Source organism: Microbaculum marinisediminis, from assembly GCF_025397915.1.
Taxonomy (GTDB): Bacteria; Pseudomonadota; Alphaproteobacteria; order Rhizobiales; family Tepidamorphaceae; genus Microbaculum; species Microbaculum marinisediminis.
This window is the reverse complement of record NZ_JALIDZ010000009.1, coordinates 98,483-122,454: the sequence shown is the minus strand read 5'-3', so window position 1 is coordinate 122,454 and position 23,972 is coordinate 98,483. Positions and strand designations below refer to the sequence as shown.

At 63.5% G+C, this 23,972-nt stretch carries 19 protein-coding genes; 18 read left to right on the top strand and 1 reads right to left on the bottom strand.

Annotated elements, in window-relative coordinates; translation table 11 throughout:
* The first annotated feature begins 294 nt into the window (after positions 1–294).
* The 7 genes from MUB46_RS18830 (at position 295) to MUB46_RS18800 (ending at position 10,429) form a co-directional block, all read left to right on the top strand.
* Complete coding sequence (locus MUB46_RS18830) at positions 295–1,380, top strand: HlyD family secretion protein (protein WP_261617503.1); 1,086 nt, start codon at positions 295–297, stop codon at positions 1,378–1,380.
* Positions 1,377–4,172 carry a ribosome-associated ATPase/putative transporter RbbA gene (gene rbbA, locus MUB46_RS18825; protein ID WP_261617502.1) on the top strand — a complete coding sequence of 932 codons (2,796 nt, stop codon included), beginning with the start codon at positions 1,377–1,379 and terminating at the stop codon, positions 4,170–4,172. The genes MUB46_RS18830 and rbbA overlap by 4 nt, the downstream gene beginning before the upstream one ends.
* Positions 4,173–4,175: 3 nt before the next feature.
* The gene (locus tag MUB46_RS18820) at positions 4,176–5,297 is read left to right on the top strand and encodes an ABC transporter permease (protein ID WP_261617501.1); all 1,122 of its coding nucleotides are present in this window, start codon (positions 4,176–4,178) and stop codon (positions 5,295–5,297) included.
* A 485-nt stretch (positions 5,298–5,782) separates the two neighbouring features.
* On the top strand, positions 5,783–7,120 hold the full coding sequence (locus MUB46_RS18815) for a glutamine synthetase family protein (RefSeq protein ID WP_261617500.1): 1,338 nt from the start codon (positions 5,783–5,785) through the stop codon (positions 7,118–7,120).
* Between the two features lie 25 nt (positions 7,121–7,145).
* Positions 7,146–8,402 carry a YlbE family protein gene (locus MUB46_RS18810; RefSeq protein ID WP_261617499.1) on the top strand — a complete coding sequence of 419 codons (1,257 nt, stop codon included), beginning with the start codon at positions 7,146–7,148 and terminating at the stop codon, positions 8,400–8,402.
* Positions 8,403–8,425: 23 nt separating this feature from the next.
* Positions 8,426–9,880, top strand: coding sequence for an APC family permease (locus tag MUB46_RS18805; protein ID WP_261617498.1), 1,455 nt, complete (start codon positions 8,426–8,428; stop codon positions 9,878–9,880).
* Between the two features lie 27 nt (positions 9,881–9,907).
* Complete coding sequence (locus MUB46_RS18800; RefSeq protein ID WP_261617497.1) at positions 9,908–10,429, top strand: Lrp/AsnC family transcriptional regulator; 522 nt, start codon at positions 9,908–9,910, stop codon at positions 10,427–10,429.
* Between the two features lie 271 nt (positions 10,430–10,700).
* On the opposite strand, the gene MUB46_RS18795 is transcribed toward MUB46_RS18800, so the two are convergent.
* Positions 10,701–11,147, bottom strand: coding sequence for a BLUF domain-containing protein (locus MUB46_RS18795; protein ID WP_261617496.1), 447 nt, complete (start codon positions 11,145–11,147; stop codon positions 10,701–10,703).
* Between the two features lie 274 nt (positions 11,148–11,421).
* Here MUB46_RS18795 and MUB46_RS18790 point away from each other — a divergent pair, with 274 nt between their 5' ends.
* The 11 genes from MUB46_RS18790 (at position 11,422) to MUB46_RS18740 (ending at position 23,964) form a co-directional block, all read left to right on the top strand.
* Positions 11,422–12,276, top strand: coding sequence for an IclR family transcriptional regulator (locus MUB46_RS18790; RefSeq protein WP_261617495.1), 855 nt, complete (start codon positions 11,422–11,424; stop codon positions 12,274–12,276).
* 67 nt (positions 12,277–12,343) lie between these two features.
* Positions 12,344–13,507, top strand: coding sequence for a zinc-dependent alcohol dehydrogenase (locus MUB46_RS18785; RefSeq protein ID WP_261617494.1), 1,164 nt, complete (start codon positions 12,344–12,346; stop codon positions 13,505–13,507).
* Positions 13,508–13,586: 79 nt separating this feature from the next.
* A complete protein-coding gene (locus MUB46_RS18780) occupies positions 13,587–14,066 on the top strand; it encodes a RidA family protein (RefSeq protein ID WP_261617493.1) in 480 nt (159 codons plus the stop codon).
* 31 nt (positions 14,067–14,097) lie between these two features.
* A complete protein-coding gene (locus tag MUB46_RS18775; RefSeq protein WP_261617492.1) occupies positions 14,098–15,015 on the top strand; it encodes an FAD binding domain-containing protein in 918 nt (305 codons plus the stop codon).
* Positions 15,008–16,888, top strand: coding sequence for a molybdopterin-dependent oxidoreductase (locus MUB46_RS18770; protein ID WP_261617491.1), 1,881 nt, complete (start codon positions 15,008–15,010; stop codon positions 16,886–16,888). The genes MUB46_RS18775 and MUB46_RS18770 overlap by 8 nt, the downstream gene beginning before the upstream one ends.
* Positions 16,888–17,907, top strand: coding sequence for a xanthine dehydrogenase family protein molybdopterin-binding subunit (locus MUB46_RS18765; protein ID WP_261617490.1), 1,020 nt, complete (start codon positions 16,888–16,890; stop codon positions 17,905–17,907). Before MUB46_RS18770 ends, MUB46_RS18765 begins: the two co-directional genes overlap by 1 nt.
* Positions 17,908–18,007: 100 nt before the next feature.
* Positions 18,008–19,009, top strand: coding sequence for a sugar phosphate isomerase/epimerase family protein (locus MUB46_RS18760; RefSeq protein WP_261617489.1), 1,002 nt, complete (start codon positions 18,008–18,010; stop codon positions 19,007–19,009).
* A 35-nt stretch (positions 19,010–19,044) separates the two neighbouring features.
* Entirely contained in the window at positions 19,045–20,007 is a 963-nt protein-coding gene (locus tag MUB46_RS18755) for a Bug family tripartite tricarboxylate transporter substrate binding protein (protein WP_261617488.1), read from the top strand.
* Between the two features lie 18 nt (positions 20,008–20,025).
* Positions 20,026–20,520, top strand: coding sequence for a tripartite tricarboxylate transporter TctB family protein (locus MUB46_RS18750; RefSeq protein ID WP_261617487.1), 495 nt, complete (start codon positions 20,026–20,028; stop codon positions 20,518–20,520).
* Between the two features lie 15 nt (positions 20,521–20,535).
* A complete protein-coding gene (locus MUB46_RS18745) occupies positions 20,536–22,062 on the top strand; it encodes a tripartite tricarboxylate transporter permease (RefSeq protein WP_261617486.1) in 1,527 nt (508 codons plus the stop codon).
* Positions 22,063–22,065: 3 nt separating this feature from the next.
* Positions 22,066–23,964, top strand: coding sequence for a thiamine pyrophosphate-dependent enzyme (locus MUB46_RS18740; RefSeq protein ID WP_261617485.1), 1,899 nt, complete (start codon positions 22,066–22,068; stop codon positions 23,962–23,964).
* Positions 23,965–23,972 lie beyond the last annotated feature (8 nt).

The window sequence follows — 23,972 nt, the reverse complement described above, 5'->3', positions numbered from 1 at the left end:
CGGGCTTTTCCCGATGGTTTCGGTGGCGTTCGGGACGATGCGGTCCGTGCTCCTCGGCGTGGCGCCCCTCTTCGCCATCATTGTCCGCGTACCAACGCGTCGCATCGCCGAAGCGCGCAAGGCGGCAGGCACGGCTTTGCGGGCGGATCGAGATTGCAAATGCCTTCCGGGTCATCCTCCGCTATGCTGATATTGCATTGCACCTAAGCGCCGCGAATGGCGCAATGCGAGAGATCAGCCACTATCTTCGCGGTCTCTCGTCGCGTTCGTTGCTGCAACACAACGGAACTGCCCATGCCCAAGGCTGCACGCTCCATCCTTCGCCTCGTCCTTATCGCCGTCGCCGCCGGCGGTCTCTACGCGGCATGGCTTTACGCTCAGCCGCCCGGCGTTCCCAAGGGCTTTGCCAAGAGCAACGGCCGCATCGAGGCCGTCGAGATCTACATCGCCGCCAAGACGGCGGGGCGGGTGCAGGACGTCTACGTGAGCGAAGGCCAGTTCGTCAAAACCGGTGACAAGCTGGCCAAGATCGACACCCGGGCGTTGGAGGCGCAGCTCCGCGAAGCGCAGGCCCAGCTCGAGAGCGCCAAAATCGGCGTGACGATCGCCGAGTCCAGGGTCAGGCAGCAGGAAGCGCAGAAGGCATCCATGCAGGCGCTGATCGAGCAGCGCCAGGCCGAACTCACGATCGCGGAGAAAAGCCTAGCCCGCGCCGAGGAGCTGGCGACCACGGGGACGGCGACCCAGCAGCGCCTCGACGAGGACCGCGCCAATGTGCAGGGCGCGAAGGCGGCCGTCAGCGCCGCCGTTGCCAACCTCGCCGCGTCGGATGCCGCGCTCGGCTTCGCCCGCTCGCAGGTGATCGCCGCGAAATCCGATATCGAAGCGGTGCGGGCGACGATCGACCGCATCCAGGTCGAGATCGACGATAGCCTGCTGGCCGCGCCCCGCGACGGGCGCGTGCAGTACATCGTCGCCCGCCCCGGCGAAGTCGTCGGCCCGGGTAACACCGTCCTCAACATGGTGGACCTGGACGAGGTCTACATGACCTTCTTCCTGCCGACCGCGGAGGCCGGGGTGTTGGCCGTGGACGCGGAGGCGCGTCTGATCCTCGATGCCGCCTCCCAATATGTCATTCCCGCCAAAGTCTTCTTCGTCGCCGATGTGGCGCAATTCACACCGAAGACGGTCGAGACGACGGATGAGCGTCAGAAGCTGATGTTTCGCGTCAAGGCGCGCATCCCCTCCGAGTTGCTGCGCGAGTACGTCCGCAACGTGAAAACCGGCCTTCCCGGCATAGCCTATGTGCGCCTCGACCCGACGGCGGATTGGCCCGAAGACCTGAAGGTCCGTCTGCCCGAGGACACGGCTGCCGGATGACCGGCCCGGCCATAGACCGCGCCGAGCTGGGCGACGCGTCCCCTGTCGCGCGGCTGTCCGGCGTCAGCCTGCGGTACGGCAAGACCGTCGCCCTGGACGGGCTGGACCTCGCGCTGCCCTCTGGCTGCATGGTCGGACTGGTCGGCCCGGACGGGGTCGGCAAGTCGAGCCTGCTGGCGCTTGTCTCGGGCGCCCGCGAGATCCAGTCCGGCAGCGTCTCGGTGCTGGGGGGCGACATGGCGAGCGCGCGTCACCGCCGCGATGCCTGCCCGCGGATCGCCTACATGCCGCAGGGGCTGGGCAAGAACCTCTATCCGACCCTGTCGGTGTTCGAGAACATAGAGTTCTTCGGTCGGCTGTTCGGTCATGACCGCGCCGAGCGCATCCGGCGTATCGCCGCGTTGACCGAGAAGACCGGGCTGGCGCCCTTCATCGATCGCCCCGCGGCCAAGCTTTCGGGCGGCATGAAGCAGAAGCTCGGCCTGTGCTGTGCGCTCATCCATGATCCCGATCTCCTCATCCTCGACGAGCCGACGACGGGCGTCGATCCGCTGTCGCGCCGGCAGTTCTGGGAATTGATCGACGACATCCGCGCCGAGCGCCCCGGCATGAGCGTGGTCGTGGCGACCGCTTACATGGAGGAAGCCGCCCGCTTCGACTGGTTGGTCGCGATGAACGCGGGGCGGATCCTGGAAACCGGCTCTCCGGCCGAGTTGCTTGCCCGGACCGGCGCGGAGACCCTGGATCGGGCGTTCATCGCCCTGTTGCCGGAGGACCAGCGCCGCGCCTATCGCCCCGTCGAGATCGTGCCGCGCGATGCCGACAGTGAGGGAGAGATCGCGATCGAGGCGCATGACCTGACCCGCCGGTTCGGTGACTTCACCGCGGTGGACAAGGTCAGCCTGCGCGTCGGCAAGGGTGAGATCTTCGGCTTCCTCGGCTCGAACGGCTGCGGCAAGACTACCACGATGAAGATGCTCACCGGTTTGCTGCCGCCGACCGAGGGGCAGGCCTGGTTGTTCGGTCACGAGGTGGATTCCAACGACATCGAGACGCGCCGGCGCGTCGGCTACATGTCGCAGGCGTTCTCGCTCTACACCGAGCTGACCGTTCGCCAGAACCTCGAGCTTCACGCCAAGTTGTTCAAGGTTCCCGCCGCCGAGCTGGCCGGGCGCGTCGCCGAGATGGTGACGCGGTTCGATCTTGAGGACGTGGTGGACGTCCTGCCGGACGCCTTGCCGCTCGGCCATCGCCAGCGCCTGTCCCTAGCGGTGGCCATGATCCACAAGCCCGACATGCTGATCCTCGACGAGCCCACATCGGGCGTCGATCCGGTCGCCCGGGACGATTTCTGGAGAATGCTGATCGAGCTGTCGCGCGGGGACCAGGTGACGATCTTCATCTCCACCCATTTCATGAACGAGGCCGAGCGGTGCGACCGCGTCTCGCTGATGCACGCCGGCAAGGTGCTCGTCACCGATGCGCCCGGCAGTCTCGTGACGAAACACGGCGCGGACACGCTCGAAGAGGTGTTCATCGAATATCTGGAGGCAGCGGCGGGCGCCGGCGCCACCCAGCCGGCCGGGTCGCCCGGCACCGCACAGGTGGCCGACGACGAAACCGACCACGACGATGGCAAGGTGTCGGAATCGTGGTGGAGCCGCCATTTCGATCCGCGACGAATGCTGAGCTATGCCCGGATCGAGTCGCTGGAACTGCGTCGCGATCCGATCCGTCTCACCCTCGCCCTTATCGGCAGCGTCATCCTGATGTTCGTCATGGGCTATGGCATCAGCATGGACGTAGAGGACCTGACCTTCGCGGTCCTTGATCGCGATCAGACGGCGGCCAGCCGGGACTATGCCTTCGATCTTTCGGGCTCCCGCTACTTCATCGAGCGCGAGCCGATCACCGACTATCAGGAGCTTGACCGGCGCATGCGCTCGGGCGAGTTGAGCCTGGCGATCGAGATCCCGCCCGGGTTTGCCCGCGATATCGAGAAGGGGGGCGTGGCGCGCATCGGGGCGTGGATCGACGGGGCGATGCCCCAGCGCGCCGAGACCGTTCGCGGCTATGTCGAAGGAGTCCACGCGAACTGGCTCGCCGCGAAGGCGCGCGCGCGCGGCCAGGGCGCACTGCTGGCGGCCCCGGTCGATATCGCCATCCGCTATCGCTACAACCCCGACGTCAGGAGCCTCGTTGCGATGGTGCCTGCCGTCATTCCGATCCTTCTCATGGTGCTGCCGGCGATGCTGGCGGCGCTCAGCGTGGTGCGCGAGAAGGAGTTGGGGTCCATCGTCAATTTCTATGTGACGCCGACGACGCGCCTGGAATTCCTGCTGGGAAAACAGCTTCCCTATATCGGGCTTTCGATCCTCAGCTTCCTCTTGTTGACAGTGCAGGCCGTGGCGATATTCCGCGTGCCGCTGACGGGGAGCTTTCCGACGCTGGCCGCCGCCGCGGTGCTCTACGTTGCCGCCGCGACGGGGTTGGGCCTGCTGATCTCGACCTTCATGCGCAGCCAGATCGCGGCGATCTTCGGCACCGCCATCCTGACGATCCTGCCGGCGGTGCAGTTCTCCGGGCTGCTCGATCCCGTTTCCTCGCTCGAAGGCTTCGGTCGTCTTGTCGGGGAGATCTATCCGACGACGTATTTCCTGATCATCGCACGCGGCACCTTTTCCAAGGCGCTGGATTTTGCCGATCTTCAGATGGCCTTCGTGCCGTTGCTGCTGTCCGTGCCGGTGGTTGTCGGTCTGGCGGGCGTTTTCCTGCGGAAACAGGGGGCCTGAGCGATGCGTCTGGCCAACATTTTCGATCTCGGGGTAAAGGAGCTTCGCAGCCTGCGCCGCGACCCGATGATGGTGCTCCTGATCGTCTACGCGTTCAGCGTCGCCATCTACACGGCGGCGACCGCGATGCCGGAGACGCTCAACAGGGCTACGATCGCCATTGTCGACGAGGATCGCTCGACCGTGTCGACGCGTATCGTCAGCGCGTTTTATCCGCCGTACTTCAGCGAGCCGGAACTGATTTCGCAGTTCGAGATGGACGAGCGGATGGATTCAGGCATCGACACGTTTGCCATCAACATCCCCCCCGATTTCCAGCGCGATCTTCTGGCCGGTCGCCGCCCCGAGGTCCAGCTCAATGTCGATGCGACCCGCGTGTCGCAGGCGTTCACCGGATCAGGCTACATCCACACCATTATTCTCGAGGAAGTGCAGGCTTTCCTGGAACGGCGCCGCGATGCCTCCGAACTGCCCGTCGAGATCGTGGTGCGCGCCAGGTTCAACCCGGAACTTAACCAGTCCTGGTTCGGCGCGATTATGGAAATCATAAACAACGTGACGATCCTGACGATCGTTTTGACCGGAGCCGCCCTGATCCGCGAACGAGAGTACGGAACGGTGGAGCACCTGCTGGTCATGCCGGTAACCCCGTTCGAAATCATGACCGCGAAGGTCTGGTCGATGGGGCTCGTCGTTCTCCTGGCCTGCGCCTTTTCGTTGTGGTTCGTCGTCGAGGGCATGCTAGCCGTCCCGATCGAAGGGTCCGTTCCGTTGTTCCTCGCCGGCGCGGCCATGCACCTGTTTGCCACGACCGCGCTTGGCATCTTCCTGGCGACGCTGGCGCGCTCCATGCCGCAGTTCGGCCTGCTTCTGATCCTCGTGATGTTGCCGCTGCAGATGCTGTCGGGCGGCATGACGCCGCGCGAAAGCATGCCCGAACTTGTTCAGACGGTCATGCTGGCCGCCCCCACGACGCACTTCGTCATGCTGGCGCAGTCGATTCTCTACCGCGGCGCCGGTTTCGACGTCGTCTGGCCGCAGTTCCTGTGGCTGGCCGTGATCGGCGCCGTCTTGTTCGGTATCGCGCTGTCCCGCTTTCGGAAGACAATCGAAGCCAGCTCATAGGCGCCGACGGGACCCGGTTTTGTCGCCGGCAGGTGACCTGAAGATGGGGTGGGTCGCCAGGGACCGGACGACCGGCGGGCTCGTCTGAATGCGACCGTGCAGGCTGCCCCCGCAAAGGGTCTTGTTGTCTCTGGAAGACGACCGTTCCGGCCAATCCGTTCAATCCGGCTAATTGCAGTGGTCGGGTTCGGTGCCCTGGCTCCGAAAAACTGTGTCCACCCCGCCGCAATCAATCTGAAATGTCCTGACAGCACTCGCGAAGCATTCGCCGTGATCGATGGTCAGTGCCAGAACTCAGCTTCTGACCGTCGTCGTTGACGCAGTCTCCACAATGTCTGGTTTGTCGCGGCGCATGGCCATCTTGCTGCTGTCTTTCGACTGGTCATGAAGTGATTAGGATCGATATTCGAACTTCAATGCGAAAGAAGCATTGACATTCGAACTTATATGGCTCAAAAAATTCGATATAGATAATGGGGGCGTATATGGACAATCTAAATTCGAAAATTCGGTCTCTGAAAGAGCAGGGCGTCGAGTATGTTTTCGGCTTTTATGTCGACATCAACGGCGCGCCGAAGAGCAAGTGCGTCCCGATAGAGAGCCTGGCATCGATGTTGGGCGGATCCGAGCTCTATACAGTCGGTGCTCTCGAGGGGATGGGCGAACTTGGTCCCCACGAGGACGAGTGCGCGGGGTATCCGGACCTCGATCGTATGATCGTCCTGCCGTGGGACAGGCGCTTTGCGCTTATTCCCTCCAGCCTCCGCCTGGACGGAACGCGGTACAATCAGGACTCACGGAATCTACTGCTCAATGTCACCGAAGAAGCGGCGGAGCTTGGCTTCGTCGCGAATGTCGGAATCGAGCCCGAGTTTTACGTCGTTCGAGATACCGAAGGCGGATGGGAGCCGCTCGTCGCTTCGGACAGGATCAACCCCCCGACCTGTGGCTACGACATCGAAGCGACCATGCTGGCCGAACCATTCCTCGGGCCGATGGTCAAGTACATGAACGAGCTCGGTTGGGGCGTCTACTCATTCGACCACGAAGGCGGTGACGGCCAGTACGAGTTCAATTTCCGCTATGCCGATGCGCTGACGATGGCCGACAGGATGACCATCTTCAGGCTGATGGCCAAGCACGTCGCGCGACAGAATGGCTGCATCGCGACCTTCATGCCGAAGCCCTTTCAGGATGATTTTGGGTCGGCATCGCACATCAATATCAGCATCGCGTCGGCAAAAGACGGAGAAAACCTGTTCGCGTCCGGGGGTGCCTACAGCGAACTGGCGATGCATTTCGTCGCCGGTGTCCTTGAACACGCCCGAGCAATCAGCGCCGTGGTTTGTCCGACCGTGAACTCCTACAAGCGCTTCACGAGCAAGGGGTTCATGGACGAGATTTCCTGGGCTCCGATCTTCCAGGCGTGGGGCGAAAACAATCGCACGCTGATGTGCCGCATGCCGGTAAACCGGCACTGCCTGGAAGTGCGGACCGCCGACAGTGCGGTGAACTACTACCTTGGTATCGCGATGGTACTCGCGGCCGGCCTTGACGGGATCAAGCGGAAGCTGACGGCTCCCGAGCCCGTGAATGTCGATACCTACAAGCTGGCACCGGCCGATCTCGTCGACCGCGGCTGCGTCCCCCTCCCGCGGACGCTGGATGAAGCCTTGGATGCGTTCGAAGAAAGTGGCTTCGCCAGGGAAGTGTTCGGCGAAGAATTCCACGCCACGTTTCTCAAGCACAAAAGACACGAGAGTCACGAATTCCGCACCGTTGTGACGGAGTGGGAGATTCAAAAGTATCTCCAGAGAATTTGAGCTTCATATCCCGGGAGGAAGGCACATGAACGATCCCGCGCGCGCCGCCGCCAACGACATCGCGGTTGGCAGGATGCTCGCGAGCGAGCCCCAGCTAGTCGGGATAGAGCCGGCCGTAGATGTCGTGCCCGGCATGACGCCGCAGACGATCCTTACGTCGGGCGCGCCGCTCGAGTGGTCGGCCTATACCGGTGGGCAGCGCCGCGCCGTTCTCTTCGGCGCGGTGTACGAGGGACTGGCGCGCGACATCGACGAAGCCGACCGTCTGATCCGGGATGGAAAAATCCACGTCCGATCCACCCAGGACCATAGCTGTATCGGCTCCGTAGCCGGGATTTTTTCCGCTTCGATGCCCGTGGTGATCGTGGAGGATACGGCTCATGGGCATAAGGCGTTCTGCAGCCTCTACGAGGGGCCGAGCCGGCTGAAGCTGAATTATGGAGCGTACGACGACAATGTCCGCGATGCCTTGAATTGGCTCCGGGACTCGTTGGCGCCGCTTCTATCCGCTGCCATCGAAATCAGCGGGCCCATTCCCCTGAAGCCGCTGATGGCCCGGGGGCTGCGAATGGGCGATGAACTACATAGCCGGAACACCGCCGCGACGATTCTGTTTGCTCGAGAGATCAATAAGTCGCTTCTCGAATTGTATGCGGGCGGTCGACAGACGGAGGTGCTCGCCGCCTTCGATTTTCTCTACGAGAACGAATACTCGTTCCTTCGGCTCGGAATGGCGGCTGCCAAAGTTATGGCCGACGCAGCCCACGGCGTCGACGGAAGCAGCCTGGTCACCGCAATGGCGATCAGCTGCCAGGACTTTGCGATCCGAGTGAGCGGCCTCGGCGACACATGGTTTCGTGGCCCGCATCCGACCCTCGAAGGCCGGTTCTTCGATGGTTTCACCGATGAAGACACGGAGTGGATAGGCGGCGAGAGCTGCGTAACCGAAGTCGTGGGCCTTGGAGGATTTGCCCAGGTCTGCGCGCCGACGCTGCAGGCCTACCAGGGTGGGAACTACGCGACGATGCAGCGCACCAATGACGAGATGTATCGGATTTGCGTGCGTGAAAACGATCAGTTCTTGCTGCCGCCCTTCGGTTTCCGCGGCGCGCCAACAGGGATCGACATTTTCAAGGTTCTCGATACCGGGATCACACCGGCGATCGACGGCGGACTCGCCGGAAAGGATGGGGGACAGATCGGTGCGGGCATCCTGCGGCCCCCGATCGATTGCTTCGCAAAAGCCGCTGCAGCTCACGAGGAAATGAAATCAACCCCGTGAGGGGACCCAACAAGGGGGGGGAAATGGCAAATATCGAAAATAACCTGTCAAAGGATTTTGTCTTAACGTCGAGCAACGAAGGAATGGGGCCACTGGAATTGGCCTTCTTCGTCGTGGCTGCGGCAGGGCCGCTTCTCGTGGTGGCGGGATTTGCGCCACTGGCATTCATGATTGGCGGTATTGGCGCGCCGGGAGCCCAACTCTTCGCGGGTTTGGTTCTGCTTCTGTTTGCCGTCGGCTTTACCCGGATGGCGATGCGCGTCCACAACCGGGGCGCGTTCTATGCATATATTGGCAAGAGCTTGGGAAAGGTCATGGGTGGCGGAGCCGCGGCGCTCGCCACAGCCGCCTATTGCGTGATCACGTTCGGCCAGCTTGGCGCATTCGGCGCGTTCGCGTCGGGTAGCATGTCGCGCCTTGCAGGTATCGAGATCGACTGGGTCTGGTTTTCCCTCGGAGCGTGGGCACTGGTTGCCTTCCTCGGCTATCAGCAGATTTCGCTGAGCGCAAAGGTTCTCGGCGTAGCGCTGATCTCCGAGGTGCTGATTCTGGTGGTGCTTGCTGTTCCGGTCCTTCTGTCAGGCGGACCTGAAGGATTTACGGCCGAGCCGATACTTCCGACGAGCATATTCGGAGGTTTGGGAACGGGCGCGATGTTCGCGATCGTCTTTGGCGCTTTCATCGGATTCGAGTCGACGGCGGTCTACGCGGAAGAGGCGCGGAACCCCGGCAAGACCGTGCCGCAGGCCACCTTTATGGCTGTCGGGTTTCTGACGGTGTTCTACGGTTTCATGGCCTGGGTGGCGGTTGTCGCGTTCGGAGAGTCGCAAGTGGTCGCGGTGGCAACGGAGAGCCCGACGGAAATGTTCTTCATCGCCACGGAAAGATATGTCGGCCACGGCGCGACGATCGTCATGGAGTTGCTCCTCATCACGAGCACGTTCGCGTCCAGCCTAGCCTTCCACAATACGGGATCCCGCTATCTCTTCACCCTGAGTCGAGAAGGCCTGCTTCCGGCATTTCTGGGGCGTATCAATCAGGTGAACCGGTCCCCGCAAGCGGCGTGCCTGACGGTCTCCGCGATCGCCCTCGCGGTGGTTCTGGTTTCACGGCTCGTCGGCCTCGATCCGTACCTTGAGTTGTTCCTGATTGCTGTCGCTCCAAGCATTCTTGCCATCATCGTTTTGCAGCTTATTTGCTCGGTCGCGATACTCGTCTATTTCCGAACAGATAAGACGTCCGACAACGGTGTGTTCGTGACGACGATAGCGCCGGTGTTGAGCATGATCGGGTTGGCCGTCGCGACATGGCTAATTACCGTGAACTTCTCTCTTCTATCCGGTCGGGAAGGTGTTGCGAACGTAGTCATTCTTTCGTCCCTGCCGATTGTTTTTCTGATTGGCATGGGGCGGACGATCGCGTTGCGTCGCTCGGATCCCGAACGATATGGCCGACTCACGGAAACCAAAATATGGTAGCGCAAAGCCCGCCATATTGGAGTTGCCGTGAAGAAGGCCCAACGAGCCGAAACGGAATCGCGTACGCGGACGAGCAGGGATCAAGCCGTTCCGCTGGATGATATCGATCAGGAGATTGTGCGGATTCTCCAAGTCGACGGGCGTACCAACAATTCGGAGATCGCCCGTCGGCTTGGCGTTACGGAAACGACCGTAAGGAAACGCCTCTCCGCCCTGATCTCGGGAAACTACATAGAGGTCGTTGCTGTCCCGTCGCCGTTCCTCGCCGGGATGAATATCTCCGCGATACTCGGGATCAAGACGACGCTTCATCACGTCAGGAAAATCGCGTCAGCCGTTTCGGAGAGATCCGAGGTGCGATATTGCGGAATTGCCACGGGACGGAGCAACCTCATCGTCGAGGCCTTCTTCAAGGACCATGATCATCTGCTACGCTTCGTGGCCGATTTTCTTGGTCAGATCGAGGGCGTGGTCGAGGTCGAAACGTCGTTGATATTGAAGATTGAGAAATATTCTTCGGACTGGATGGTTGAAGAAGGCCCCCAGTGACTGATTGGCCGGCCAATAAGGAACGCACGCGCGGCAACTGAGATCGTGTTGGTACTCAGTCGACCGAGCAGTCTGACGAATGCCGCAGTCGTTTTCTGATCCCGTCCACGGGGCAATTCCAGCCTCAGAGCGAACTCAATAGCGGTCCAGGCGAGCCGCGCTGACTCATGGAGCCTTGCCCTCGGCACGGGCTTCGCAACGCCTTTGTCAGCGACGATTACTCGGGCCGGATGACCCACTCTCCCGCGTCTCGGGCTTCGTTCCTTTAGCCTCAGTCCTGCTCCGCGCTGTCGTCGTAGAAGGACAGCATGAGGTCGAGGGCGTCGTCGAAATGGCCGCTCCGTGCCTTCGCCCAGAAATCCTCGGAGCCGAGATCCGAGTAGCCTTCGAACTTGGCGAGGTCTGCCTCGTCGATATTGCGAAAGCCCATCGACCAGTCCGGGAAATTGCGTCCGGCGATCTCGCCTTCTTCAAGAACGACCTTTGTGTGATGGCGCGCATCGGCCGCTATGCGGGCGTAAGCGGCCAGAACCTCGTCCTTCTCGCCCTCGAGCAACTGCATGAAATTGGCTCGGCCGGCCGCTGGCGTGACCTTGTAGATGAGGAGGCCAGTGATGCCGTCGCGGCCGTTGTGGTCCCGGCTCTTCTTCAGGATATCGGCAAGTTCCGGCTCGCTCATGGGGCGATCGGCCTGGCTCACGTAGATCAGATGGTACATCCGTTCGGTTTCCTTCCATTCCCGCTGTGACCGGGCCTGCGCTGCGCTTGTTCCCGGCCGCCAGGTGACGGTTTGCCCGCGCGCCCTGTCCTACGCAAGAGGATGGGCGCCGGTTCGCTGCTATGAGCGGTCCAGTGTGCCAATGCACAGTTCTCGCCTCTGGTAAATTTGATAATATCAAATTGCTTTCGACAATAGAAAATATACTTGACTCATTGAGTGGGTTTTGGCCTCCTTGGCAAGGTCAATTCGACAGGATCAATTTGGTTCGACCATGGCAACGACCGCCGGCAATAGCGCTCTAGAGGAGCAGGGGACGCAAACGGACCCGTCCGCCGTCGCCAAGGGACCGCGAACGGTCCAGTCTGTCGCCCGTGCCCTCGATCTGCTCGAGATCCTCGGAGACGCCAACGGCGAGATGTCGTTGAACGAGCTTGCGTCCAAGTCTGGACTGAACGCCTCGACTTGCCACCATCTGCTGGCGACCCTGGCGCAGCGCGGGTTCGTCGGTCGGTCGCCGCGCACCAGGGGGTATTTCCTGGGCCCGCGCATCACCGAGCTTTCGGAATCCCGGCTCAAGCAGTTCAACCTCCTCGACGAGGCGATGCCGGAGCTGCGGCGCCTCAATGATCAGACGCTGGAGGCGGTCTATCTGGCGGTGTTGCAGGGCCTCTCGCTGGTCACGCTTGCCAGGCTGGATTCGAAGCTGCCGATCCGCGTCGGCTCGGACGGCGCCGGCAAGTCGGATGCCGCGCACGCTACCGCGACGGGCAAGGCGATCCTCGCTTGGTTGCCCGAGGCCGAGATCGCGCGGGTGATCGCCCACGGCGGATTGAAGCAGTTCACGGACAAGACCATCTCGGCCATTTCCGAGTTGATGGAAGACCTGCGGCTGGTGCGCCGTAACGGATTTTCCATGGACAACGAGGAATTCCAGCCCGGCGTCGTGTGCGTCGGCGCGGCCATACGCGATCACAGCGGTGCGGTGATCGGCTCGATCAGCTGTTCGATGCCCCGGATTCGCGCCGAGGGCGAGCATCTCGAAAACGTGAAGACACTCGTCAAGCAGTGCGCTTCGATCATTTCAGCCCGGTTCGGAAGCCCGAAGGAGGTCTTGGAGCAGCCGTAGCCGGACGCAACGATACAAAGCACCACGGGGACGTGACCGTGGGCGCAACAAGGAGGAACCGATACCCATGGCAATGCCCGCCAACGTCAAGACGAACGCCGACCATCCGATCCCGGAGACCATGAAGGCCTGGGTGCTGGGCAATCCCGGCGAACTCACCCTTCAAGACAAGCCGGTGCCGGTGCCGGGCAAGGCCGAGGTGCTGGTTCGCATCGACGCCGTCGCCATCTGCGCGACGGACCTTGAGATCATCTACCACGGCCCGCCGGCCATGATTCAGGGCGGCGACCCCTACAACAAGGGCTTCACGCCCGGCCATGAATACATGGGCACGGTCGTTGCACTCGGGCCCGGCGTCGACGAATACGAGATCGGCGAGCGTGTGACGGTGGAGATCCATGCCGGTTGCGGCCAGTGCAAGCGCTGCCGGGAAGGCATGTACACGTCGTGCCACAACTACGGAAAGAACTACGGCGACGTCGACAAGGGCCACCGCGCGAACGGTTTCACCACCGATGGTGGCTTCTGCGAGTACCAGGTCAACAACATCAATACCCTGGTTCATGTCGGCGACACCATGTCGGACGAGGAAGCCACGCTGGTGGTGACCGCGGGGACGGCCATGTACGGCCTCACCGAGCTCGGCGGCCTAGTTGCCGGCGAGAGCGTCGTGGTGACGGGCCCCGGGCCGATCGGTCTGCTCGGCGTGGCGGTCGCCAAGGCGCTGGGCGCGCAGCCGGTGATCCTGACGGGCACGCGCGACAACCGCCTGGAGATCGGCAAGCAGCTCGGCGCCGACCACGTCGTCAACGTGCGCAAGGAAGACCCGGTCGAGGCCGTGCGGCGCATCGTCGACGGCGGCGTCGACTACGTGCTGGAGTGTTCCGCCGCACCAAACGGCATCAACGAGGCCGCGCAGATGGTCAACCGCGGCGGCAGGATCTGTCTCGCCGCCTTCCCGCACGAGGCGCCGGCGGTCGATATCGCCCATCTCGTGCGCAACAACATCTACGTCTACGGCATCCGCGGTGAGGGCAAGAGCGCCACGCATCGCGCCGAGGCGTTCATGCGCCAGAAGCGGTTCGACGCGACGCTGATCCACACCCACACCTTCAGCATGGACGACCTGCCGGAGGCGATCCGCTACGCCAAGGACCGCGTCGAGGACGCCATCAAGGTGGTGGTCAAGAACAAGCACGCCGCGGCGAAACACGCCGAAGCCGCCGAATAGGGCCGCCGAACAAGACCATCGAACAAGGCCTTTGTCAGAAAAGGGCGGCAGGCCCGATAATCCCCGGGAGGGAACCTTCATGACTATTCGCACACTGGCTCTCGCCACCGCACTCGCGATCTCCGCGGGTGCCTATTCGACGGCATCCGCTGAAGGGCTTTCGCCTAATGGTGTGAAGACCTTGGCGCCGGAAGGCGGCATCAAGCCGACCGCAACCTGGTCGCTCGGCACCCGAGCCGGCGACTTCGTGTTCGTTGCCGGCATGCGCGGCATCGACGCGAAGTCCAATTCGCTCGTCGAAGGCGATGAAGGCCGAGTCCGTCAGGCCTTCCTGAATATGCAGATGATCGCCGAATCCGAAGGTGCAACCCTGCGCGATGCGGTGCGGCTCGTCGTCTACGTGACGGACATGTACCGCTATCGGCCGATCGTCAACGCGATCCAGAAGGACCTGTGGGGCGACGGGCCGTACCCGCCGCGCACGATTATCGAAGTCGACCGGTTGAACCAGGACGACATTGTCGAAGTCGAAGGCACGTTCTACGCGCCGAAGAGCTGACCGCGTTGCGGATACGCGTTGGAGACGGTCCATGCTGACCTGCGATCAGTATCACATGCCGGCGACGCTTCACGAGGCGTTGGCCCTGTGGCGCGCCGCGCCGGAGGGCAGCCGGCTGGTGGCTGGCGCGACGGATATCCTGCCGTGGGCCCGGGAGGGCCGGGGCGGGAACGTGCACCTGCCTGCCATGATCGACCTTAGCCGTGTGGCGGACCTGTCCGGCTACTCCGTGGCGGACGGGCGGGTGCGTCTCGGCGCCAACGTTGCCTACCAGCAGTTCCTGACCGACGAGACGTTGCGCCGGCACCTGCCGTGCATGCCCTATTGCGCGATCTGGTTCGCGGACGATCAGATCCGCGAACAGGCCACCTTGGCCGGCAACATCGTCAACGCCTCGCCGGCCGCCGACGGGACACCGCCCGTGCTGGCGCTGAACGGCGAGATAGAGATGGCGGGGCTTGACGGCGATGCCGTCGTGCGACGGTCTCTTCCCGTCGACGATTTCCTCCAGGGACCCGGCAAGACGGCCCTTCAGCCCGGCGAAATCGTCACAGCGGTGACCTGTGACTCCCTTCAGGGCTACGGCGGTTCGTTCCAGAAGGTCGGTCAGCGCCGGTCTCTGGTCATCTCCTCCGTCTGCGCCGTTGCCTGCGTCAAGACCGATCCGGGCGGAACCGTCTTCGAGGACGTACGCCTGGCGCTCGGCGGCATAGGGCCGGTGCCGGTACGGTTGGGCGATGTCGAGGCCATTCTGAACGGCAAGCCGATTTCGCAAGACATCATCGCGGAAGCGAGCGCCATTCCGCCGTCGCGGGTCGCGTCCCGGACGCGTCAGGATTACCGGCGGGCCGTCGTGCGCGGCTTCGTCGAGGCGGCCATCGAGGAAGCGCTGGCCGATGCCGGCGCTCCGCTCCAGGCGGCTCGGGAAAGGGAGAAATCCCATGTCTGATTTGAATCTTGAACTGGAAGTCAACGGCCGCAAGGTTCGTCGGCGCACGGGTACCCACCAGCGGCTGCTCGATTTCCTGCGCGACGACCTGAACCTGACCGGTACCAAGGAAGGCTGCGGCGCCGGCGAGTGCGGGACGTGCTCGGTGTTCGTCGATGGCAAGCTGGTCAAGTCGTGCCTGATGCCGGCCGCCAAGGCGCAAGGCACGAAGATCGAGACGATCGAGGGACTTGCGGGCGCGGGTGATCTCACGCCGATGCAGAAGGCATTCTACAAGACCGGTGCGAGCCAGTGCGGCTACTGCATTCCCGGCATGGTCATGGCGGCGACGTCGGCCCTGCGCGAGAATCCCGATGCCGACATCGAGGAGATCAAGGAGCGGCTGGGCGGAAACATCTGCCGCTGCACCGGCTACAGCAAGATTTTCGAGGCGGTGGAGATCGCCCGCGACGTGATCGCCGGCACCCGGCCCGCCGCGGCGCTGGAGGCGGACGCGGTCGATGCCTCGTATATCGGCAACAACGTGCGCCGGCTCGACGCGCCGAGCAAGGTGTCGGGCCGCCTGCGCTATGCCGGCGACATGGTCATGCCCGGCATGCTGCACATGCAGGTGCTGCGCAGCCCCCACCCGCACGCCCTCATCAAGGCGATCGACACCAGCGCGGCCGAGGCATTGCCCGGTGTCGCCTGCGTCATCACCGCCGCCGACGTTCCCGGCGAGGACGGCTTCGGGGTGTTCGTCCACGACCAGCCGATCATGGCGCGCGGCAAGGTGCGCTATGTCGGGGAAGCCGTCGCCGCCGTCGCGGCCGACGATGTGGTGACCGCCGCCAGGGCGCTGTCGCTGATCAAGGTCGACTACGAGGAATTGCCCGCCGTCTTCGACGCGGAAGAGGCGATGCAAGCCGGTGCGCCTGTCGTGCACGACTATGCGCAGGACAACCTCGTCAAGCACATCCCGATCCGCAAGGGCGACGTCGAGGCGGGCTTCGCCGAGGCGGACCTGATCGTCGAACAGACCTATTCGACCCAGCAGGTCGAGCATGCCTACCTCGAGCCGGAGGCGGGGCTGGCCTATGTCGACCACGACGACGTCGTCACCGTCGTCTCGCCGAGCCAGAACATCACCCATCACCGGCACATGCTGGCCAAGATCATCGACAGGCCGATCAACAAGGTCCGCTTCATCATGAGCCCCGTGGGCGGCGGCTTCGGCGGCAAGGAGGACATGATCTATCAGGGGATGCTGGCGCTTGCGGCCATGAAGACCGGCCAGCCGGTGCGCCTGGTGTTCACCCGCGAGGAATCGATCATTTCGACCGCCAAGCGCCACCCCGCACGCATCACCTACAAGATGGGCCTGAAGCGGGACGGTCGGATCACGGCGGTGTCGTTCAGGATGATTTCCGATGGCGGCGCCTACGGCCTGTCGACGGAAGGCGTGATGCGCAAGGCGGCGATCCTGTCGTGCGGCCCGTATGATATCCCGAACGTGCAGATCGATACCTACGGCATCTACACCAACAACACGCCGTCCGGCGCGTTCCGCACCTTCGGCGCAATGCAGGCGCAGTTCGCGACAGAGTCTCACATGGATATCTGCGCCGAGAAACTGGGCCTCGATCCCTTCGCGTTCCGCCGCATCAACATGATGCGTGACGGTGCGGTGACCCATACCCGGCAGGCGCTGGACTCCGTCTCGATGGGTGAGGTGCTCGACGCCGCCGAACGCAGCTCCGGCTGGGAGGCCGGTGCGCCGACGATGCGCGGTCCGCAGCGCGCCGACCTTGCAGGCGCCGGAACCCGCCCGCCCTGCACCCTCGGCGCGCGGGTTCGCAAGGACAGCGCGGCCAATCGGCAGGAGGTGGCGTGATGCAACGCAAGATGCGCGGCCGCGGCGTTGCCGCAAGCTGGTACGGCATCGCCCGTACGGCAACGATCGACCGGGCCGGCGCCTGGGCCGAACTCGACGACGGCGGGACCGCCAAGATCGTCACCGGCGTCACCGAGATCGGCGAGGGGATCCTCACCGTGCTCGCGCAGATCGCCGCCGAGGAGCTGGGCATCCGGCCCGAGGACGTAACCATCGGCGACAACGACACCGCGCGCTCGCCGGAGGCCGCCCACGCCGGCGCCACCCGGCAGACCTACATGATCGGCAACTCGGTGGCGCTGGCCTGCCGCGATGCCCGCGCCAAGCTGGTCGACGAGCTTGCCGATCATTGGGGCGTCGGGGCAGAGACCATCAAGGCCTTCGATGGCGCGATCTGGGCCGAGGGCACCAATCTGAAGATGTCCATGGAAGAGGCCGTCGACATCTGCAAGAAGCGCGGCGTCGTGCCGGTCGGCTCGGGCTCCTTCACCGCGCACGGCACCGGCCTCGATCCGGTCGACGGCTCGGGCAGCCCCTGGCAGACCTACGTATTCGGCTGTCAGGTCGCCGAGGTCGAGGTCGACACGGTGACCGGCGAAGTTCAGGTACTCGGCATCTGGGCGGCGCATGACGTCGGCCGCGCCATCAATCCCCGAGGCGTTGAAGGTCAGATCGAAGGCGGCGTCGTCCAGGGGCTCGGCCAGGCGCTGATGGAGGATTACCAGCTCGACAAGGGGCATACGAAGACCCACGGTTTCGCCAAGTACATCCTGCCGACGTCGTTGGACATTCCGGAAATAACGACGACGATCATCGAGGACCGCGACCCGAAGAGTCCCCTTGGCGCCAAGGGGATCGGCGAGCCGGCGCTGGTGCCTACGGCGCCGGCAATCATGAACGCGATCTACGACGCCATCGGCGTGCGCATTACCTCGCTGCCGGCGACGCCGGAGAAGATCATCGCGGCCCTCGCTGAAAAGGCACGTTCCGAAAGTTCCGTCAGGGAGGCCGCGGAATAAAGCCGGAAACCGACGGGACCAGGGAGCGCCGCGCAAGCAATAACGAACCGCCATTTGGATTACGGCGGAGTCGACAAGGCGAATGGAAGGGAGACGCCCAATGGACGTGAGCATGTACCAGAAGATGCGGATCGGCATCGTTCACTTCAAAGCCTTTCCGGGCATCGAGACCGGCGTCGGTCCGATTGTCGAGACTTTGGAGAAGATCTGCGCCGACGACTTCTTCACCGCCGTCGAGGTGGGGTGGATGAAGGACTACCGGGTCCGCAACACGGCGCGCCACCTGCTCGACCAGAGCCATCTTTCGGTGGCCTACGCGACCCAGCCGAAGGTCCTCTCCAACAAGTTCAATCTCAATTCGTTCGACGTGCGTGAGCGCGCGACCGCGATCGACGCCATCAAGAGCAGCGTCGACGAGGCCCGCCAGCTCGGCGCCGAAGTGGTGCGGCTGATCGCCGGCAAGGACCCTGGCGACGAGAAGAGAGACGAAGCCAAGAAGCTTCTCATCGACTCGATCAGCCAGATCATGGACTACGCGGCGGAAGACGACGACGGGCTTCAGTTCACGCTGAAGATCTTCGACCGCGATATCGACAAGAAGAACCTGATCGGTCACGTCGGGGACGCCGTCGATGTCGCCAAGGCGCTGCGGCCGAGCTACCCGAATTTCGGTCTGCTGACCGACCTGAGCCATTTCCCGCTGCTGGACGAGGATCCGGACGTCAGCATTCCGATGATGGCCGACTATCTGGAAGCCGTGCATCTCGGTAATTGCGCCTTCCGCGACAAGAGCCATCCCGCCTACGGCGATATCCAGCCGCGCTTCGGCGTGCCCGGCGGCGAAACTGATCTGCCGGAGGTAACGAGCTTCTTCCGCGCCCTCACCAAGAACGGCTTCTTCGACAAGCCGGAGCGCCCGGTCGTCAGCGCGGAAGTGCGTCCGGTGCTGGCTGGTGAGATCTCCGAAATCATTATCGCCAACGCCAAGCGCGTGATCCGCGATGCCTGGGCGCTCTCGCAGCTTCCCGAAGCGGATACCGAGGCAAGTCTCCAGACGAGGAGGGGCAGCCGGCTGGCCCAGAAGAAGCCGCAACTTGCGTGACCAGCGCACCGAAAACACAAACAGGGAGAGAGACCGTGGAACTTAAAGCGATGAAGTGGATCGTCGGCGCCACTGCTCTGGCGCTCGTATTCGGCCAGACGCCGGCCCGGGCCGAATACCCGGAAAAGCCGGTCGAGATGACAGTGCTGTTCGGGGGGACCGCACAGACCATCGGCCAGCTGCTCGCTGATCTGATGTCGAAGAACCTTCCCAATCCGGTGGTGCCGGTCGCCCGCACCGGTGGTGGCGGGTCCGTTGGCTACAAGTATGTCAACGCGACGGATCCGGACGGATACAACATCGTCTGGAATTCGAACTCGATCAGCACCGGCTATCATGGCGGTCGGACCGATTTCGACTACACGGCGTTCAAGCCTATCGCCAGGATTAGCGTCGAAGTGCCGGCCTTTGCGGTCCGTGCCGATGCCGGTTGGGAGACGCTTCAGGACATGGTCGATGACATCAAGTCGTCGGACAAGAAGCTGAAGGTGGGCGCCTCGGGCAAGGGCTCGTTCACGCACCTTACGACGATGGCACTGCTCGACAAGCTGGGCATCGCCGACAAGGTCATCCACGTGCCGTATGACCAGGGCAAGGCGCCGGTCGAACTGCTTGCTGGACGTATCGACGCGGCACTGCAGTGGCCGGGGCAATTCATCTCCCACGCGGAGGCGGGCACCATCAACATCCTGTGCGTGACCGGCAAGGATCGTATTACCGCGCTTCCCGATGTGCCCAGCTGTGCCGAAGCCGGTGCCGGCGATCTCGACATCACCATGTGGCGAGGGCTCGCAGCACCCGCCGACACACCCGACGAGGTCATCGCTATCCTCGAGGCCGCGGCCAAGACGGCGACTGGGAGCGAGGAGTTCATCGCCGCCTCGAAGACCGTCGGTTTCGAGCCGGCGTTCGCCGATCACGCCCAGTTCGGCGAGCAGATCGCTGCCGATGACAAGTGGATCGGCGAATTGATCAAGGACCTCGGCCTGAACCAGTAGTCCGGACGGGGCAAGCTCATGCGCGCGGTTCATCGCGACCAGATTGTCGGGACGCTCCTTCTTGTATTCGGGGCGCTCTGGACGGCGGTCGTCTTCCTCACGGTTCCACCAGGATACGGCGAGAATGTCGGGCCGCGCGCATTTCCTCTCGGCCTCGGCATCCTTCTCATCCTGCTCTCGGCCTTGATGCTTATTTCCGGATCTCGGAAAGCCCAATCGAGGGCAGACGACGCAGAAGACGAAGACGTCGTGAGCGCGACGACCCGGGCCGAACTTCGGGTCGTCGCCTCGGTGTTCGTGATCATCGTTGGCTTCGGTTTCCTTATGGAGAAACTGGGCTTCGTGATTGCGACGGTGACGATCGTCTCAATGTCGATGTGGCTAGTGCTCGGCATCCGCAAACCGACCGTAATCGCCGGGATGGCGATTGGTCTGGCAGGCGGGTGCTGGCTGGTTTTCGGCAAGATACTCGGCGCCTACTTGCCGCCGGGCACCTGGCTTTCGCTTTTCTAGGGTCGGTATCGTCAAATGGACGTCTTGTATTCCGCCCTCACCGTCGCTCTCGCGCCCGACGCCATCGTGGCCGTCGTCGTGGGGACTTTCGTCGGTCTTGTCTTCGGATCGATCCCTGGGCTGACCTTCACGGTGGCGCTGGCGCTCGTTCTGCCGGTCACGTTCTCACTCGCGGCTACGCCGGCGATAGGATTGCTGCTCGGCACCTATATCGGCGGAATGACCGGCGGCTCGGTCTCGGCAATCCTGCTCGGGATCCCCGGTACGCCATCGTCTGCTGCCACGGTGATTGACGGCTATCAGCTCACCAAGCGCGGCAAGGCATCGCTGGCCCTCGGCACGGCGGTCATCGTGTCGTGCTTCGGCGGTCTCGTCAGCCTGGTCGTGATGATCGTTTCGGTCGACGTGGTGGCCAGGATAGCCCTGCATTTCGGACCGGTTGAGATCTTTGCGCTCGTCCTGTTCGGCCTGTCCACGATCTGCGGCCTTTCGGAAAAATCGCTTGTCCGCGGCCTGATCGCCGGTGTGATCGGCCTGATGCTGATGACCATCGGCCTGGACGAGATGGAAGGCGTACAGCGACTGACGTTCGGCACGATCACCCTGCAGCAGGGTGTGAACCTGATCGTCGCGATGATTGCGCTCTTCGCCGTTCCCCATGTAATCGCGGCATTCGCTGACTACTACCATAGCGAAAAGAGTGCCGTGGGTGCCTCCGACGTGAGCGTCGAACTGCCCAGCCTCCGGACTCTGAAGGAAAATTTCTGGCTGATGGTGCGGTGCGCGTTTATCGGCACCGGCATTGGAGCGGTTCCGGGAACCGGCGGGCCGATTGCCGCGTTTCTGGCCTACGCCCACGCCAGGCGCTCGTCCAAGGACAGAGAGCGCTTCGGCAAGGGCGCACTGGCCGGCGTCGTGGCACCGGAGACCGCAAACAACGCCGTGACCGGCGGGGCGATGATCCCGCTTCTCTCCCTCGGCATTCCCGGCGACCCGGCAACGGCGCTGGTCCTGTCGGGACTTCTCATCCATGGCCTCGTGCCGGGCCCGATGCTGTTCATCCAGCACACCGGCGATATCTACGCGATCTACATCACCATCATCGTCGCCTATCTCGCGGTGTTGGCCATCCAATTGCTCGGGATCCGGTTTTTCGTGCAGATCCTGCGTGTGCCGGCGCACCTGCTCGCAGTCGCGATCATCGTCATGTGCGGCTTCGGCGCCTATGCGATCCGCAATTCGGTCTTCGATGTCTACACGATGGGCATCCTGGGCGTGCTGGCCTATGGCCTGATGCGGGCGCGCATTCCGCTCACGCCGGTCGTGCTCGGCCTCGTCCTTGGCCCGACCCTGGAGCGCGAATTCCGTACGGCGATCATCTTGTCGGAAGGCGACATGACCACGTTCTTCTCCTCCGTGACGGCCGTCATCTTCTATCTGATGGCCATCGGTGTCATCGCCCTGCACTTCGTCGGGCAGGCGCGCGAGGCGCGGGCGGAAAAGCTGAAAACCAAGCAACAACAGCAGGAAGAGGCTGTCTGAGCGATGCTGGAGCGCAGACCTGAAACCGAACTGAGCGAAGCCATGCGCCGGCGCGCGCGCGTCATTCGGCAAGCGGGCGGTCTGGACGAGGCGATCGCGTCGGGCGCGCTCGACCGCATCGTCGAGGTGAGTCTGTCCGAAGGGCTGGTGCTCGGGCTGTTGAAGCAGGGGGTGCGCAAGTACTTCGCGATCTTCGGGCACGGCTCGACGGATCTCGGCGAGGTGCTGCGCGTCTACGAGGACGAGGGCGTCACGCGGACCATCAACTGCCGCAACGAGGTTGAGATGGCCCATGCGGCCACCGCGCTCGCCTGGCAGTACGGCGATACCTGTGCTGCCATCACCTCGATCGGTCCGGGCGCCCTCCAGGCGATGGCCGGATCGCTGGCGGCCTCGTCGAACGGTGTCGGCGTCTATCACATCTATGGTGACGAGACGACGCAGGGCGAAGGCTACAACATGCAGCAGATCCCGAAGGAACAGCAGGGGCTGTTCGGACAGATCACCGCGATCATGGGTCAGTCCTATGTGCTGCACACGCCCGGCGCGCTGCGCGACTGCCTGCGCCGCGGGACCGCCTGCGTGCACCATCCCTTCAAGGCCGGCCCGTTCTACCTGCTGTTGCCGCTCAACACGCAGCCGCAGATGACCGAGGTGAACCTCGGCACGCTGCCGGGCCGGACGACGGTGGCGCCGATGGCGCCGCAGTCGAAGGCGGTCTTCGCCGAGGCGGTGACGCGGATCGCGGCTGCCGAACGGCCGGTCATCAAGGCCGGCGGCGGCACGCGCAGCCACGCCGAGGCGGTTCGCCGGCTCGCTGAGCGCATCGGCGCGGCGGTGGTCCTGTCCCCCGGTTCGACCGGGGTCCTCGCCGACGGCGATCCCCACAACATGCATGTCGGCGGTTCGAAGGGCTCGATCTCCGGCAACTATGCCATGGAGAACGCTGACCTGTTGATTGCCATAGGCACGCGCGCGGTTTGCCAGGCCGATTGCTCTGGCGTCGGCTACCCCAATGCCAGGGCTGTCGTGAACATCAACGGCGACCTGTCCGACCTCATGCACTACGCCAACACGACGGGCCTGCCCGGCGATATCTCGGCGGTCATCGGCCAGTTGCTGGAGGAGATCGCCACATCGAACGCCGTCGACCCGGCGGCCACGGCAGGGTGGCTTGAGGCGTGCGGAGAGAAGAAGCGTGAGTGGGAGGCGTTCAAGCACGCCCGCTTCGCCGCCCCGCCGCAAATGGACGAGGTCTGGGAGCGCACGGTCCTGACCCAGCCCGCCGCCATCAAGATCGTCGCCGATTTCGCCAAGGCCCGCGATGCCACCAAGTTCTTCGACGCCGGCGACGTTCAGGCCAACGGCTTCCAGATCGTCGAGGACGACCGGCCTGGCGACACCTACACCGAAACCGGCGCGTCCTATATGGGCTTCGCGGTTTCCGCCTTGCTGGCCTCCGCCGCGGCCAACGAACCGCGCTACGGCATTGCGTTCACAGGCGACGGCTCGTTCATGATGAACCCGCAGATCCTGATCGACGGCATAGAGCACGGCGTCAAAGGCATGGTCGTGCTGTTCGACAATCGGCGCATGGCCGCGATCACCGGTCTGCAGCATGCGCAATACGGCAACGAGTTCCGCACCAATGACGGCGTACCGGTCGACTACGTGCAGCTCGCTTCCTCGGTCGACGGCGTCAAGGCGGTGTTCGCCGGATACGATGCCGACAGCCTTCGCGCCGCGCTCGAGGACGCTGCGTCCCATGACGGCCTGTCGCTCGTGCACGTACCGGTCTATGGCGGCACGGACGAGATTGGCGGCATGGGCGCGTACGGGTCGTGGAACGTCGGCAACTGGGTCGCCGACGTCCAGGACCGTTATCTGAGACAGAATATCTGACGAGAGGA